The sequence below is a fragment of the Exiguobacterium aestuarii genome (assembly GCF_020171655.1).
In the GTDB taxonomy this organism is placed as follows: domain Bacteria; phylum Bacillota; class Bacilli; order Exiguobacteriales; family Exiguobacteriaceae; genus Exiguobacterium; species Exiguobacterium aestuarii_A.
This window is the reverse complement of record NZ_JAIVAC010000001.1, coordinates 767028-781123: the sequence shown is the minus strand read 5'-3', so window position 1 is coordinate 781123 and position 14096 is coordinate 767028. Positions and strand designations below refer to the sequence as shown.

General features: G+C 42.9%; 19 protein-coding genes and 1 other annotated feature. Of the genes, 9 read left to right on the top strand and 10 right to left on the bottom strand.

The window, feature by feature from the left end; all coding sequences use genetic code 11:
* The first annotated feature begins 100 nt into the window (after positions 1–100).
* Positions 101–820 (top strand): DUF5694 domain-containing protein, encoded by a 720-nt coding sequence (locus tag LCM29_RS04155; protein WP_224861074.1) that lies wholly within the window; start codon positions 101–103, stop codon positions 818–820.
* Between the two features lie 121 nt (positions 821–941).
* Here LCM29_RS04155 and LCM29_RS04150 read toward each other — a convergent pair whose 3' ends face one another.
* From LCM29_RS04150 to LCM29_RS04140, 3 genes are all read right to left on the bottom strand, one after another.
* Entirely contained in the window at positions 942–1601 is a 660-nt protein-coding gene (locus tag LCM29_RS04150) for a hypothetical protein (protein ID WP_214874361.1), read from the bottom strand.
* 6 nt (positions 1602–1607) lie between these two features.
* Complete coding sequence (locus LCM29_RS04145) at positions 1608–2291, bottom strand: hypothetical protein (RefSeq protein WP_224861071.1); 684 nt, start codon at positions 2289–2291, stop codon at positions 1608–1610.
* 100 nt (positions 2292–2391) lie between these two features.
* Positions 2392–2760, bottom strand: coding sequence for a PH domain-containing protein (locus LCM29_RS04140; protein WP_214692319.1), 369 nt, complete (start codon positions 2758–2760; stop codon positions 2392–2394).
* A 119-nt stretch (positions 2761–2879) separates the two neighbouring features.
* On the opposite strand from LCM29_RS04140, the gene LCM29_RS04135 reads away from it, so the two are divergent.
* From LCM29_RS04135 to LCM29_RS04110, 6 genes are all read left to right on the top strand, one after another.
* Complete coding sequence (locus tag LCM29_RS04135) at positions 2880–4085, top strand: cation:proton antiporter (protein ID WP_224861069.1); 1206 nt, start codon at positions 2880–2882, stop codon at positions 4083–4085.
* A 99-nt stretch (positions 4086–4184) separates the two neighbouring features.
* On the top strand, positions 4185–4481 hold the full coding sequence (locus tag LCM29_RS04130; RefSeq protein ID WP_214874358.1) for a hypothetical protein: 297 nt from the start codon (positions 4185–4187) through the stop codon (positions 4479–4481).
* A gap of 29 nt (positions 4482–4510) precedes the next feature.
* On the top strand, positions 4511–4990 hold the full coding sequence (locus LCM29_RS04125; protein WP_224861067.1) for a helix-turn-helix transcriptional regulator: 480 nt from the start codon (positions 4511–4513) through the stop codon (positions 4988–4990).
* Positions 4974–5258: a hypothetical protein gene (locus LCM29_RS04120; protein WP_224861065.1), complete on the top strand. Its 285-nt coding sequence runs from the start codon at positions 4974–4976 to the stop codon at positions 5256–5258. The genes LCM29_RS04125 and LCM29_RS04120 overlap by 17 nt, the downstream gene beginning before the upstream one ends.
* Before the next feature lie 18 nt (positions 5259–5276).
* The gene (locus LCM29_RS04115; protein WP_224861063.1) at positions 5277–5681 is read left to right on the top strand and encodes a nucleoside 2-deoxyribosyltransferase; all 405 of its coding nucleotides are present in this window, start codon (positions 5277–5279) and stop codon (positions 5679–5681) included.
* 181 nt (positions 5682–5862) lie between these two features.
* Positions 5863–6116, top strand: a binding site (T-box leader).
* Positions 6117–6184: 68 nt separating this feature from the next.
* Complete coding sequence (locus tag LCM29_RS04110) at positions 6185–7408, top strand: MFS transporter (protein ID WP_224861061.1); 1224 nt, start codon at positions 6185–6187, stop codon at positions 7406–7408.
* 51 nt (positions 7409–7459) lie between these two features.
* Here LCM29_RS04110 and LCM29_RS04105 read toward each other — a convergent pair whose 3' ends face one another.
* The gene (locus LCM29_RS04105; RefSeq protein WP_224861059.1) at positions 7460–7864 is read right to left on the bottom strand and encodes an NUDIX hydrolase; all 405 of its coding nucleotides are present in this window, start codon (positions 7862–7864) and stop codon (positions 7460–7462) included.
* 91 nt (positions 7865–7955) lie between these two features.
* Between LCM29_RS04105 and LCM29_RS04100 the strand changes: the two genes are divergently transcribed.
* The gene (locus tag LCM29_RS04100) at positions 7956–8657 is read left to right on the top strand and encodes a CPBP family intramembrane glutamic endopeptidase (RefSeq protein ID WP_224861057.1); all 702 of its coding nucleotides are present in this window, start codon (positions 7956–7958) and stop codon (positions 8655–8657) included.
* Between the two features lie 5 nt (positions 8658–8662).
* On the opposite strand, the gene LCM29_RS04095 is transcribed toward LCM29_RS04100, so the two are convergent.
* The 3 genes from LCM29_RS04095 to LCM29_RS04085 form a co-directional block, all read right to left on the bottom strand.
* Positions 8663–9397 (bottom strand): MerR family transcriptional regulator, encoded by a 735-nt coding sequence (locus LCM29_RS04095; RefSeq protein WP_224861055.1) that lies wholly within the window; start codon positions 9395–9397, stop codon positions 8663–8665.
* A 23-nt stretch (positions 9398–9420) separates the two neighbouring features.
* Positions 9421–10398 carry a serine hydrolase domain-containing protein gene (locus LCM29_RS04090; protein WP_224861052.1) on the bottom strand — a complete coding sequence of 326 codons (978 nt, stop codon included), beginning with the start codon at positions 10396–10398 and terminating at the stop codon, positions 9421–9423.
* Between the two features lie 202 nt (positions 10399–10600).
* Entirely contained in the window at positions 10601–10921 is a 321-nt protein-coding gene (locus LCM29_RS04085; RefSeq protein WP_224861050.1) for a hypothetical protein, read from the bottom strand.
* 218 nt (positions 10922–11139) lie between these two features.
* Between LCM29_RS04085 and LCM29_RS04080 the strand changes: the two genes are divergently transcribed.
* Complete coding sequence (locus tag LCM29_RS04080) at positions 11140–11955, top strand: GGDEF domain-containing protein (protein WP_214745123.1); 816 nt, start codon at positions 11140–11142, stop codon at positions 11953–11955.
* Positions 11956–12107: 152 nt separating this feature from the next.
* Here the strand turns inward: LCM29_RS04080 and LCM29_RS04075 are convergent, their stop codons facing one another.
* The 3 genes from LCM29_RS04075 to LCM29_RS04065 all read right to left on the bottom strand — a co-directional run bounded on the left by LCM29_RS04075 (position 12108) and on the right by LCM29_RS04065 (position 14024).
* A complete protein-coding gene (locus tag LCM29_RS04075) occupies positions 12108–12659 on the bottom strand; it encodes a VOC family protein (RefSeq protein WP_224861048.1) in 552 nt (183 codons plus the stop codon).
* A 125-nt stretch (positions 12660–12784) separates the two neighbouring features.
* Positions 12785–13312: a DUF2199 domain-containing protein gene (locus LCM29_RS04070; RefSeq protein WP_224861046.1), complete on the bottom strand. Its 528-nt coding sequence runs from the start codon at positions 13310–13312 to the stop codon at positions 12785–12787.
* Between the two features lie 73 nt (positions 13313–13385).
* On the bottom strand, positions 13386–14024 hold the full coding sequence (locus LCM29_RS04065; RefSeq protein WP_224861044.1) for a hypothetical protein: 639 nt from the start codon (positions 14022–14024) through the stop codon (positions 13386–13388).
* Positions 14025–14096 lie beyond the last annotated feature (72 nt).

Genomic DNA, 14096 nt, shown 5'->3' with positions numbered 1-14096 from the left:
TATTGACTTGGTTCTTTTGAAATCAAGTAACAAGATATGAAACCTAGAAGAAGTATAAGCGTAGTTAACACTATACATCAAATTGATTAGGAGAATTGCTATGAATAAAACAGATATATTGCTCGTTGGCACAACACATCTAAACATGCCAAACAATGGTGATTTTTTTATGCCGGAAATGCCAGATGTGTTAAGCGAAAAACGTCAGTTAGAAATTAAACAATTCGTGAATCAATTAGCAAAATTTGAACCTACTAAAGTATGTGTAGAAATGAATACTTCAAAGAAAGAATACATAAATGAGCAATTACAACGTATCATTCAGCAGCCGGAATTAGCAACCGCTAACGAACGTGAACAAATTGCATTCCGACTTGCACAACAATCTCATCTGGATTTCGTATATCCAATCGATTGGAATGAGGATGAGGGATTCAGTTTAGAAACCATTATTCATGATGAGAAGCGAGAAATGGAGGAAATATTATCATCCCAACAAGATGTCATGAATCATATCGAAAAAATATTTAAGAGTCGTACGATTTCTGACTATTATAAAGAAATCAATCACCCTACAATTACATTATCTATGCATCGCGCCTATTTAGAGATTGCATCTCTTGAAGTGTCTGGTACTAGGTGGGTATCACACTACTGGTATTTTCGTAACTTAATGATTTTTAAGGAATTGATGTCACTAAGGGAATCAAATGATCGCATCTTTGTACTTTATGGTTTAGGACATATCCATCTGTTAAAGCAATTCTTGAGTGAGAGCGGATTATTTTCTGTTCATGATTTAAACACATATTTAGTATGATTCCGGTATGTGAAATAATACCCCTAGCTTTTTTTACCTTTAATTTTGTGACTAAATCCACTGACTCTCAATGCGATAAAGAATTCAATTGATTGCCCATTTAATCTACTTAATATCTTCGTTAACTTTCGACTAGTTCGGCACGCTTTCTATCCTCGAATGGCCAGCGATACACCTGCTCGTCTTTCATGACATAGGCAACACCGTCTTCAATCATCAATGACGAACAGTCAAGGAGATGACGGGGCATCGGATAGGAGTCAATCCGTCCGTTCATTTGGACATGGACGAGACGAGCATCGATTGAAGAGATGACCCAAACTCCATTCGTTGACGCACACATCACGTCACAATCATGAAGAACTGGGGCCTTTCTCACTTCTTGATTGTACCGAAAATGTACGCTTCCCTCCTTTGAGAAACAGACGAGTGCCTCGCTCGAGATCCCATCTCCAAAGATGCCCTCGTCCCCATATCCAATCCAGATTCCCGTATCGTTCATTACAACTGCTGCAATTGCGTTTCCTGCATGAAAGGAATGATTGATCTGTCCATGCGTATCCAGCACCCACGCATTGATTGGTTCTCCTTCTAACGTAAACGCCCAAATGAACAAGTAATTCTCGTCGATGATTCGAATACCCGAGACATATTCATGCTGTTTAAGGTCTATGACCAGCTCATCCCAATTAATGTAGAATCGATGATTGGACTTTACCAAACGAGCGGAGCCCATTGATTTCTGCAGATCGAAATCAACCACCTCTATTTCATCGTTCATACACAATCACCCCTTATCCTCTTCCAATCGCATGAACTGTAACGCCTCTCGAAACTGTCTAGATTCTACATCAGTCACTCCTTCATCCACATATCTCGATTTCCAATAAGGAGAGAGGTCCACCTCTTCAACACCGATTCGTTTGAACCAGTCCAAAACGGTCTCATTCGATTGATGCTTTAATGAAACCGGTAAATCCAAGTTGAACTGGATGAGCGCATTCCGAATCTCGCTATCGGTCCATTGAATCTCTTTGGATTCTACAAACTCTTTTGCTTTAGTCTTTCTCAGTCTTCGTTTTACGGCGTCACTCGAGAAATCAATGGTCGAGACGACACGCTTTCTTCTTCGCATCGCGATGATCAGTAGAATCATTAAAACAATCAATCCTCCAATAAGGAACCATAACCAGTATGAACTCCCTGACTCCGTCACCGTCCCATCTGCTCCGAACGTGTAATCTAGAAAGTCGATATTCAAGAACTGTAATTCATCGTCCTCTCTCATCTGGCGTGACTTCCCTTCATAAAAACCGCTGCTCTCACCATCCTCTCCAGAAAAAAGGAGCACAATCCCTCCCTCCGTAGGGTCGTGAAACCATTCCCAAAATAGACGAGCCAGATGGATCAATCCAGTCACCAACACCAAACTGCCGAGCATGATCATCAATAATCGGGTTGTAAATCGCATCGTAACCTCCGTCACACATTATGTCCTATCGTATCATGCAAGATTATGGATTGTCAGAAAAATCCAAATAAAAGGACCGAAGATTTTTCGGTCCACTGTTTTACAAAATTGCTTCCGCGAGCAGACGGTCGAACTTACGCACATCCACTTTTTTATTCAGATTGATTTTGATCGTTCCCGCGCGCGTGAACAGTTGGACTTCTGAGTTCAAGTCGAACATGCGTCCCGCGTTCTCCGTCGAGTACATATTGATCGAGTCGTACGGAAGTGAGTAGACTTCAATCTTCTTCCCCGTGAGCCCTTGTGCGTCACGGACAATCAGGCGTTTGTTCGTGAATACGGCGACGTCACGCACCGTCTTGTAGGCAGCTACGGCCCGCTCTCCATCGATGAATGTCTCGGTGATATCACTCGGCACCTCACACTCTGAATAAAACGTCCACGACAAATCGCCAATTGGGTTTCCCATATCGATTCCTCCCTATATGAAATGAATGTACTATCCCCTATATTCCACATTTCCCGTTTGATTAGACCTTGAATGGGAAGATAGTGTATAGCATGTTGAATGTAGAGGAGGACGTCGTTATGATTGCGCAACAGGTGATCACATTACTACTCATTGGCTATTTCATTTATTTGATTGATTCCAAACGCAATTACTTCCCTGTTCCGGTCATCTTGGTCTTGATCGGGATTGGTCTCTCGTATATCGCCTTTTTTGATTCGGTGTTCATCTCAAAAGATATGATTTTCGAGGTGTTCCTGCCTGCACTTCTCTTTACATCTGCCTATCAGTTCAAATACAAAGATTTGAAGGACAATATCGGGATCATCACGATATTGAGTACGGTGGGCCTTGTCTTGACCGCCATCTTGATGGGATATGGCACATTTTGGATCAGTGAGTTCTTCACCCCGCTCAGCCTGACTGCTTCCTTCTTATTAGCGTCCATCTTGATTCCGACCGACCCCGTTTCCGTGACCGCGATTTTAAAGCGGAGTAAAGGTGAGAAGCGGATTGCGGATGTTGTCGAAGGTGAATCGATGGTGAACGATGGAACGAGTGTGGTCATCTTCACCATTTTTCTCAGTATGTTCGCAACGGGAGAGCGTTTCTCCACCTTCAATTTTTTGACCGAATTTTTGATTGTGTCTGCCGGAGGAATCGGCATCGGTTTCATTTCTGGATTTTTACTTAAGAAATTGATGATTGTCAGCTTTAAAAAGCATGAGCTCGTCATGTTGACGATTGTGACTGCATATGGTGCCTTCTACCTCGCCGATGCGCTAGAAGTGTCTGGTGTACTCGCAACGGTGACAGCGGGTATGATGTTGTCTCACGAACTCGGAACTAAAGAGGATTACGAATCGGTCCAGCGTCACTTGGATGGTTTCTGGGACATCGTCATACCGATGTTGCTCGCTCTCTTGTTCTTATTGATTGGAATTGAAGCGACCAGCTATTTGTCTGTATCGCTCTGGACGTTCGCCGTTCTTTTATTCTTACTTTCAATCGTGACCCGGTTCATCGTCGTCGGCGGCCTCGTCTATTCGGTCCCCGTCTGGCGTAAGGAATTTAAAGACGATTTAACGGCGACTTCCTTACTCACGTGGTCGGGAATCAAAGGAACGATGTCGATTGCCCTCGTGCTCTGGCTAGAGGCAGAGAAAATTGCCGGGTCGAGCGAAATGATATCCCTCGCGTTCGCCGTCATTCTACTCTCCCTGATCATACAAAGTATCGGTGTTTACCCACTGACGACATACTTAACGAATAAACATGACGAGTGACGGAACCCTTCCTTAGAGAAGGGTTTTTTAGATTCTGAAATTGACATTGTCTACTTTTAGTGTAAAATTACACTTGTAATATATTAGGAGGTGATTATGTTGGAAAACACTTCAACGCCATCCGCTGCCATTTCTACTGGAGTGGTGACGGTTGTACTTGCACTTGTTGCATCGTATCTTACTCCATCGTTTTTGAAGGTCGGCATCATCTGGGATATCGTCGCATTCTTAGTCATCGGCATCGCGACGTTCAGTTTTACATATCACTTTTATCAATCGAAACGATTCACATATTGGCAATACATTTCCTGCTATATCGTCGTCTGCCTGCTCTTATTCACCGTGTTTCTCGGCATCTCATGGATCCTGATCTTCATTAGCTCGGCGTCACTTTGAGTTGTACGAATAGAAAGGAAAAAAACTATATGCAAAAATCTGAATTTATTGGACAAGTCTCTCGAAAAGTGAAATTGATTCGTATTGAATCCCAGCATTCACAAGATGAGATGGCGAGTTTACTTGGCATATCCAAAAAAACACTCATTCAAATCGAGAAAGAACGGAATGAAGCCAGTTGGTCGACCGTAGTGACGCTATGCGCCTTGTTCAATAAGAGTGAGATCCTCATCCATTTAATCGGTGATGACCCGGTCGAGTTCGTCAAACTGATTGCGACCGCGAACACATATGAACCGAAAGAAAAGACGCTCGGAGGACGTGTTTTCTGGCACGCAATCGAAGAAGGACCATACTTCACTCTTCAACAAAATATCGTCAGCGGACATTATCGAATCATCGACCTCGATTATGTGAGGTGGTACAGTACGTTTGATGCGGAAGATGCCGAACAAGTGCGGTTGAAGTTGGAACATCAGCGTGAGGTTTCAGATGACACGAAAGCATAAAGATTTGGTGATGGCTTTCAGTCTAATCGTCATAACAATCGTCTACTTTTGGCAGATGCCAAACATCGCGTATGACTATATTTGGTTAGTTGGCACAATCATTTTACTCGTCCTCTCGTCTATATCGATCACGCGCTTGATTCAATCATACGTTCCACTTACTTTGATGAAATTCGTCCTGATTAGCGTGATTTCTTTCCTTGTACTCTGTTGTCTGTTGATCACCATGTTTTATTTCGTAGCGCTTTACCAGATGAATCATCTATAACGAATTGGAGGTTTTTTTGTGCGATTTTATGTCGGTTCAAGCTTTTCAAATAAGGAAGAAGTACGTTTCATCCGTGATGAGCTGAGTGCCCTCGGTCACACGCATACGTATGACTGGACACAACACGAACGTGCCGCTTCGATTGATGCATTACGCTCAATTGGTGAAGAAGAAGTCGCTGGAATTCAATCAGCGGACTTCGTCGTCATCCTGTTGCCTGGAGGCAAAGGCGCACACGTCGAACTCGGGATTGCACTCGGGACGAACAAACCCGTTTTCCTTTACGATTTGGGTGATCAAATGATGAATATGGAGGAGACGAGCACGTTTTATCATGTAGATGCGGTACAACTTTGCAAGGGACCGTTCAACGCCCTCCCCCACCAAATCCAAAATCGATTGAAGCTCTCTAATCACGTTTGAGCTGATGCCCTTTATTCTCACGGAATCGAGCCGGGGTGTAGCCTACCCATTCCGTGAAATGCTTGTTCAGTTGAGCCGAACTATTGAACCCGACTTCTTGACTGATTGCGAGTAGAGTTAGATTCAATAAAATGTTGTTTCCAATATTTTCACAATATGCTATCCTTACCAAAATGATTTGACAAACGCGATGAAGAGAACAGTACATCAATGAATCTTTCGAAGAGAGCTCCGCCCGGTGAAAAGGAGTAAAGAACGTTGGTCGAAACAAGCCTCTGAGCAGCGCCATGGAACTCACCCCGAGGGATATGGCGACGGGCACTCCCGTTATAGAGTTGAGGTATAGTCCGACTCGTTCGGCAGTACCGAACAAGGTTCGTACGGTGACGTGCGGATGAACAGGGGTGGCACCACGATGAGAATCTCGTCCCCAGGAATTCGTTCTTGGGGGTGGGATTTTTTTTGCGTTCCGAAAATTATAAAAAATAGAAGGAGTTATTGACTTGAACTCGTTTCGAAAAACCTCTGCGCTGCTACTCGTCAGTGTTGGAATCTCAAACCTCGGTGCCTGGGTATACTTTATCGCGCTCAACCTGATTGTCCTAGAAATGACTGGTTCGCCGTTTGCTGTCTCAGTTCTCTATGTGTTAGTTCCGCTCGCCTCGCTCATCTCGAATCTTTGGTCAGGTAGCCTGATTGACCGAGTCGATACGAGGCGACTGATGATGATATTGGATGGTTTACGCGCGTTCCTCGTGTTCAGCTTAGGCTGGATTGAGTCTCTGTGGTTCATCTACGGGATTGTCTTTCTCCTCAATGTAATGAGCTCGCTATTCGAATCATCAAGTCTGGTCTACATGACGCAACTCGTACCTGCCTCGAATCGACAAAAGTTCAATGCAATGAAGAACTTTGTGCAGTCATCCGGATTTATTTTAGGTCCGATGATTGCCGGACTACTCTTCCTAGTTGGGAGTCCAACAACTGCAATTTTCGTGAATGCGTTCGCACTCGTTGCCTCGGTCGGAATGTTGTCGCGCCTTCCGTCTCATCTTCGAACGAATGCATCTATTGAATCCTTCTCCGTCCGATTAATTATCGAAGATTGGAAAGTCGTCATCCGATTCGCTTCGAATGCCAGATATGTGACGATCATCTATGGATTGTTCTGTGTCATGACCATCTTCATGTCTGGGCTCGATTCGTTGGAAGCGTCATTTGCGACCCAAGTCCTTCACTTGTCTGAGAGCCGATATGGCTTTCTCGTCAGTATCGCTGGGATTGGAATTATCGTTGGGTCACTCATCAATTCAAGATGGAGTCACCGTTTATCCTTATCGTTTTGTATCGGATTCGGGGCAATCATGACACCAGTCGGCTATCTCCTATTCGCAGGCTCTTCTTCGTTCACGATGGCTTCCATCGGATTTTTTATCCTGACGTTCGCGCTTGCGTTCGCCAATACCGGATTTTTGTCATTCTATCAACACCATGTTCCTGTCGAAATCATGGGCCGGTTCTCTGGTGTCATCAATGTGACAGAGTCGCTATTCGTCATCCTGCTCACATTCGGGAATGGACTCCTTGCCGAAATGGTCGGGATTCGCCCAGTCTATCTCGCATTCTCGATTGTCTTCTTCCTCGTTGGTTGTTACACCATATATGTCATTCGCGACCGCTCGAAACGGGAGTATTTCATACACAATCAAATTGAAAAAGCGTCTTAAGTTATGAGCCGGTCGTTTTTATATGACCGGCTTGTTCGATTCGATGTATGTTTAGAGAATTGATTCATTCATAAAACTCCATCGTTTAATCATCTCAAGATCCTCCGGAAATGCATGGTTCAACCGTTCTAATTCATGAATTGAACACCATTTGACTTCATCGATGTCCGAGTCGATTATGGCAGTCGCCACTCGCTCCTCACACGTTGCCAAGAAATAATGCGTCTCGACTTGATAGTTTGAAAGGATGGCTCGTTTGATATGTAGTCGTTGATTAATCGAAATGCGATAGCCCGTCTCTTCTAACACTTCACGCAGGCAACACTGTTCAGGAGTTTCTCCTTCTTCTAAACCACCTGATGGCAAACTCCATTTTTGTACGTCACGATTCTTTACGAACAGAACTTTCTTTTCGTCGTTGATGCATAAAGCAGCTGATCCAATCCACTGTTTCATAGTCTTATTACTCCTTTTTTATTTTTCTGCTTGCAGGTGACGTTACGTCACCCGATATGATGGGGCTACAACGACATGAGGAGGAAACACGATGTTCAGTCTAATGCAAAAGAAAACAACTCCCATTTGGACATGGAATCAGTTCGCAATCACAATGATTCTTCTATTCGGAGTGACGCCCCTACTCATCGAAAAACACTTACACAACTTTTTAGAGCAATCATGGGGAAACACCCTCTATTCAGGAACAAGTATCGGCCTGTTATTAGCCATAATATTTATGACTGTCCTCTATCTCGTCGCAATACGTCCTCAAACCCTATCGCTGGAAACGTTAGGACTTCGCCGTTTTCCATTGAAAGATTCGGGCATCATCTTTCTATGGACAATTGTGCTAATTGGACTCAGTATCATCATCGTCATAGTCCAATCATATTTCGGTATCGGTACGTCGAATACAAAAACAGAGAGTTTACAAAGTGACTTGTCGATTATCTCCATACTGATTGCGTTTGGATCGGCGGCTATCGTTTCACCGATTTATGAAGAAATCTTTTATCGTGGGTTCTTATACCGCTTCTTTGAGCAACGATTTGGGGTTGGGATCGGGATGATCGTAAGTGCTGGAATATTCACTCTCGCTCATTTACCGACGACAAACACGTTACTCGTCAATTTTGTATCGGGACTAGTGTTCGCTTGGATATATGAACGGACTAACTCTATCTATTCCAGCATGCTCATCCATGGCACCTTTAATGGGCTAGCCGTTCTATTGACTGCATTGGCATGAGGGAATCAGTCTGCTATCTCTTGATATAGTGAATCAATATAGGCAAGTATCGATGCATCGATTGGATACAGTCCTAATTCATTCGATGCATCAGTTGATTTTCGAATCTTCCAAAATGATTCAATCAATTGTTGATTGTCTCCAAATGTCTCGTCTGTTAACCAAGTCAAATCTTCTTTAAGAATTTGGGCTTCTTTTGAGGAAGGGGCGACCCCACGTTCGATTAGAATTTCGGTTCTCCGAATCAAGTTGATCCACTTTTTCGTATCATGCTCACCGTCTTCTAATTTAGGTAAACTTGATTGCAATGAATCAGACTCTTCTTCCGTAAAATAGTCCGTCCATTGTTTCCGGTCATTTGATTTAGCTTGAATAGTTTGCAGTTTCGTCCAATCGATTTTTTCATTTTCGAGCTGCATGGATTGAAGGAGCGTGACTGTATGGTTCTGCGCCTGCTTCAATTCCTCTATCTTTTCTTCTAACGAGGAAAGATGGGCGGACAAGATGCTTGTAAGAGATTCCTCATCTAAGATTCTCCGAATCTCATCGAGCGGGACGGTCATCGATTTTAAAAGCATGATTTTTTGAAGCCGAAACATTTCGTCGTCACTATAAAATCGTTTCTGTACATCGTTCGTATACGAGGGGGTGACCAAATTGATTTGGTCATAGTATCGAAGCGTACGCACAGACACGTTCAGTTTTCTTGCGACCTCTCCCGTTGAATAGTGTCTAGCCAACGTTTATACCTCCTCACGTTATGTTATGTGTATGCACGTAGCACCTGTCCAATCATCCCTTCAAACTGATGAATTCCTTCATTCCGATTTGACAAACAGATCAAACATATTGGAGAGTTTTTCTCCATTACGAGTATGCTTTGAAACCCAATACCCCAACCGAACGAGAATCCTTTACTCGGTTCATTCGGATTTAGAAATAGACCATGTCCTACTTCAGCATTCATAGAAGAGGTTGTGAACAGGATCCTTCTTGACTCAGTATTCAAGAACCCTTTTGTCGTAATCGCGTTGACGAGCGTCGCTAAATCCGAAGTCGTCGTCCATAGACCGCTCGCTGCGGGATACGGGTAAAAACAAGTATATGCAGAAACGATTGATTCATCTGGCTCAATCCCATTAACGCCAAACTTCTCCACTATCTCCAAGTCATACGAACTCGTTTTCATATCGAGTGGTGTAAAGATAAAATCAGACATAATCTTTTCGAATGTAGATGACATACATTCCTCTATCGCATATTGAAGTAAACAGTAACCTGCATCTGAATAATGGAACTTACCTATTTCCTGTGACTGGACAAACACAGGAAGTTCATAATATGGTGTCGTGCCCGATAGGATTTCTTTCATTGACGGAAAGCTTGTACGTTGAACCGTTGTTCCAAACTGATTCGGTAAATCGACCAGACCCCCTTGATGTTGGATGAGTTGACGGACTGTGACCTGGGAACGCATACCATTTTGATCATTCAACGAAAAAGAGGCAAAATAGTCGTTGATTGGAGAGTCTAGACTCAGCTTCCGGTTTTCAACTAGCTTAAGAATAAGAATAGTCGTTACAAGTTTACTGAGGGAACAGGCGGCAAACATTCTGCCCTCAGGAGAAGCATCTCCCATTCGATATACAGACATTTCTTCACTCTCATTAACAAATACCATATCTATTTGAGAGACATGATGTTTCTTCATCAATTCACTCATTCTTTCTTTCGTGAGCATCCGATTCCTCCTTATTTATACCAATACACTGATAATCAAATTGTTGATGCAAAGCGGTTAGTATACCCTTCACAATCTCTTCGTGTGTCAGCCAACGCCAAGTTTCATGCTCATAAATCGCGCCAAGTTGGATTTGTCGGTACGTTTGTTGTTCGTTTATATATAAAGACCGTTTCTCCTGTTCGGAGTTCGCCTGGCTCCCTTAAATATGTAGAACATCTGCATGCAAGGAATGATTCAAGATGATTTGCATCGCCTTCCCGGAGTCCCGGTGTACCCATGCGATGACTTGTTTGAATGGTCCGTATCGCTTGATCAATTCTTGTAGCCCTTTTGATAAATCCTGTTCGCTACGATAATCAAGTAGTAGCGAATGACACGTTTCAGGGTTTCGTCGAACGACTTTTGCCATTCTTTCCGGATTTCGCCCGATAACAGTGACAAGATGTTCGCTTGCCATATAAGATGTGACCTCAGCTAACATTCCGGTACCACCGACAATTAAGATATGTTTTTGATTCATGTCATCACCTCATTTCCATTATACACCAATCAATGAATCCTCTTTCGGTAAAGAAGTGTTCTGAAACATTGGCGTATTTTCAAAAATATCCCGTTATTCAATTAAAGAATCACTTATAATGAATCAAGTGTACGAATCGGTTTGAATCATCACTATTTCGGAAAATGGATAATAGTGTTACTATTGCAATTTATTTCTTTTGGGAAGGGGGAGATGAGATGCGACATTGGTCTGCCACGTCACTTCAACTGATTGCGCTCATCGTTGGCTCATTGATCGTCAGTACTCTATTGTCTTCTGTTCTGATGATGAACAATCTACCGGTCTGGTGGATGATTTGTATCCCTGTCCTCTTTCTTTCAACGCTACTCATACACCGAGCCTCTGGAGTCCTGATCGCGTTAGGGTTCGGCGCTTACTTTTTAATCATGATGTCCGGCTATACGTATCCCGTCCTTAAGCAATTCATTATTCTTTTGTTGTTAGCGATGTTGACGAGTCTTGCTTACTTGCTTCAAGTCGGTCTTTTTCGCTCTCAATTTGCGTTGAGCGTCGCAGAAGCGAGAGTCAGTCAATTAATTGCTGTCGATCCTGAGACAGGGTTTGATAATCGTAATCGATTCTTCATGGACCTTGAAGCAGAGCGGGATCGATTGATCCGAAACGGTGGGACGTTCGTCGTCACATTCGTCACATTACCTCTCCTAAATGATTTCGAAAAACGTTATGGACAATCCGAATATGAATGGTTTTTAGATTATTTCAGCGACGAATTACATGAAGCGACACGACGGACCGATAAAAAATATCGGGTCGCCTCAGATACGTTTGCCATCCTCTTTCCTCAAACCACACTCGTAAAGGCACAAATCGTTCATGAACGCATCAAACCACTGTTACAAGGATACTCTCGTCTAGATGGCGAACCACTTACTATTGATTGTTTAGATAAATCATTTGAAGTGACCTTAGAGAATTCATTTATGAGTTTGGATGAGATTCGGATGTACTTGAGTGAAGACGAAAAAAAATGAGTTCAGGAATGAACTCATTTTTTATTCATATGGATGCTCAGTTCATGATTCTCATCGATTTCAATGACATATTGTCGATTGATGGTCAATTGAATAGGACTCGGGATCGACAGCTTTGGTGAAAACAGCCACACATGACCTGGAGGCACCAACTATATGTATGTATCGCTGTTCGGTGCGCCTAAAAAATTGAGGTGATGCTCATCAATCGGTTTGCCGTCTCGGCGGTGAATCTCGATATTCGTAAGTTCCTGTGCGACATGTAGCGGGTCTACTGCAGTCAAGCTCATCTCGCCGATTCCAAGAAAATCATCAGTAGAAAATACCTCTGCATCACTTTCTCGGTTAATCGAGTGTCGAGCAATCAATTCGACGACATTCTCGTCCGCATCGTAAAAATAAAGTGACGAGGCATCAATCCCTTCAAAATAAATCTCATCCTCCCCATCTTCACGTAAAAGTGAGACACGTGATTTGATCCATTCTTTCGCTTCTTTGAATCGATTGGACGGGATATTAATGGCGAAATGATACTGTCGCTCTTGAACGGTCGCTGCCTCTTGAAACACCAGCGTATCTTCACCTAGATTGATTCGAAAACTCGTCGAGTCTTCTTCAATGACTGATAATCCAAGTTTTTCCGTATAAAAACGTTTCATTTCGTCAAGCCGGTTCGTGTAAAGCATCGTTTCTGTGATTCTCATGAAATCTTCCCTCACATTCCTCATCACTATTCTTCATCCCTTTACTTGGTCATTCATTTGTATTTTTTATATGCTGCCGAACTCATATCCATGCCTAACAGCTCGTTACAAATGGCCTGACTCCTTTATTCATCACCTTCAACGAGTCGGAAAATATCATCGACCCTCGACCTCGTGATGCCATTGCGCTGCTCGATGGCAAGAGGATGATTCGTCGGTTCGAGTTCGATCAACGGGCGTAGTCCGACTTCACGCATATGGACATTCGTTTTTAAATTGATGGTGTCCGGATAGATGGGAAGGTCTGTCGATAGCCAGCCGAACATCGGGTCGAGGTCAACACGAGCGGGTTCATCCCATGAATCGATGACTTTGAAAAAGTTATCCGGACTGAGTGATACCCAGACGGTCCAGATGAATGGATTCTCTTCCCCAATGACCGGAATCTCAAGGCATCCGTAAATGAAGAAGTGGGCTTCATCGAGGACACATACATCATCTGTCAATACGACACGTTTTTTCATCTCACGTGTTGTCATTCCATTTAGAACTGTTGGCATCCTTGATCCAAAACCAACTTCACTTTCTGTATTCCTGCCACATTTTGAGCAAGTACAATTTTTGTTGTGTTTTCGTTTGAATGGGTATCTCATACATTCTCTCTTTCTATTATTAAGTTAAAATACGGTATGTGAAATAACAAAATGCTAATAATATTATAATAGGTCAGACAATCATTGTACCTTTTGAAACAGTATCTAACACTCTCGTCCTCGTATCATTTTTCGATAGAAACACTTCTTCACCCTTTTCATCATAACAATACGCGATTGGTATCGATACACCACAATTTCGATACGACCCATCCGCGTGACTCGTTCCGATAATCATCGCTTTACGTTCCATCGCAATCTTTCTCGCTTCTTCGGACCACTCCATGAATTGTTCTTCACTAAACATCCCGACCCCGATTGGATTGAATATGATTGATAGATGCTCATGATTCTTTAATCCCTCTACCCCCATAAAAATCTCCCTGCAAAGTAAGTATCCGTATTCCTCCGCTCCGTCCTTGACACTTGATGGCATGAACAAGCGCACACTTTCAGGTGTTTTCCGTCGCGTTAACAGCGTTTCACCTTTCTTATTTACAATGAGGACCCGATCTTTATTCGTATCATCCCGATAACCTAAAACAATTGCCGTCTTGAATGCACTAGCTAACTGACGGATCATATCTAATTCTGTATATTTACAATATCCCTCCGGATAGAGAATCAAGTCTACTGTCGGGTTCGCCTCAACCTCTAGCTTTAATTGCTTAAGATCTTGCTCCATTTTAGGTTGTCCAATTAATATATTCATCATTACTCCTCCGTCTCATTGCCCACGTCTGCTATTTATATGTAAGTGAGATGGTAGAACGTACCTCACTAT

Bases quoted from the DNA above. Each gene is read 5' to 3' on its own strand.
- LCM29_RS04150 (WP_214874361.1), bottom strand. From the start codon at position 1,601: ATGAACGATGAAATAGAGGTGGTTGATTTCGATCTGCAGAAATCAATG.
- LCM29_RS04085 (WP_224861050.1), bottom strand. From the start codon at position 10,921: ATGAATCAAAAACATATCTTAATTGTCGGTGGTACCGGAATGTTAGCT.
- LCM29_RS04065 (WP_224861044.1), bottom strand. From the start codon at position 14,024: ATGAATATATTAATTGGACAACCTAAAATGGAGCAAGATCTTAAGCAA.
- LCM29_RS04135 (WP_224861069.1), top strand. From the start codon at position 2,880: ATGATTGCGCAACAGGTGATCACATTACTACTCATTGGCTATTTCATT.
- LCM29_RS04090 (WP_224861052.1), bottom strand. From the start codon at position 10,398: ATGCTCACGAAAGAAAGAATGAGTGAATTGATGAAGAAACATCATGTC.
- LCM29_RS04105 (WP_224861059.1), bottom strand. From the start codon at position 7,864: ATGAAACAGTGGATTGGATCAGCTGCTTTATGCATCAACGACGAAAAG.
- LCM29_RS04120 (WP_224861065.1), top strand. From the start codon at position 4,974: ATGACACGAAAGCATAAAGATTTGGTGATGGCTTTCAGTCTAATCGTC.
- LCM29_RS04070 (WP_224861046.1), bottom strand. From the start codon at position 13,312: ATGAGATACCCATTCAAACGAAAACACAACAAAAATTGTACTTGCTCA.
- LCM29_RS04075 (WP_224861048.1), bottom strand. From the start codon at position 12,659: ATGAGAATCACAGAAACGATGCTTTACACGAACCGGCTTGACGAAATG.
- LCM29_RS04140 (WP_214692319.1), bottom strand. From the start codon at position 2,760: ATGGGAAACCCAATTGGCGATTTGTCGTGGACGTTTTATTCAGAGTGT.
- LCM29_RS04080 (WP_214745123.1), top strand. From the start codon at position 11,140: ATGCGACATTGGTCTGCCACGTCACTTCAACTGATTGCGCTCATCGTT.
- LCM29_RS04125 (WP_224861067.1), top strand. From the start codon at position 4,511: ATGCAAAAATCTGAATTTATTGGACAAGTCTCTCGAAAAGTGAAATTG.
- LCM29_RS04100 (WP_224861057.1), top strand. From the start codon at position 7,956: ATGTTCAGTCTAATGCAAAAGAAAACAACTCCCATTTGGACATGGAAT.
- LCM29_RS04145 (WP_224861071.1), bottom strand. From the start codon at position 2,291: ATGCGATTTACAACCCGATTATTGATGATCATGCTCGGCAGTTTGGTG.
- LCM29_RS04155 (WP_224861074.1), top strand. From the start codon at position 101: ATGAATAAAACAGATATATTGCTCGTTGGCACAACACATCTAAACATG.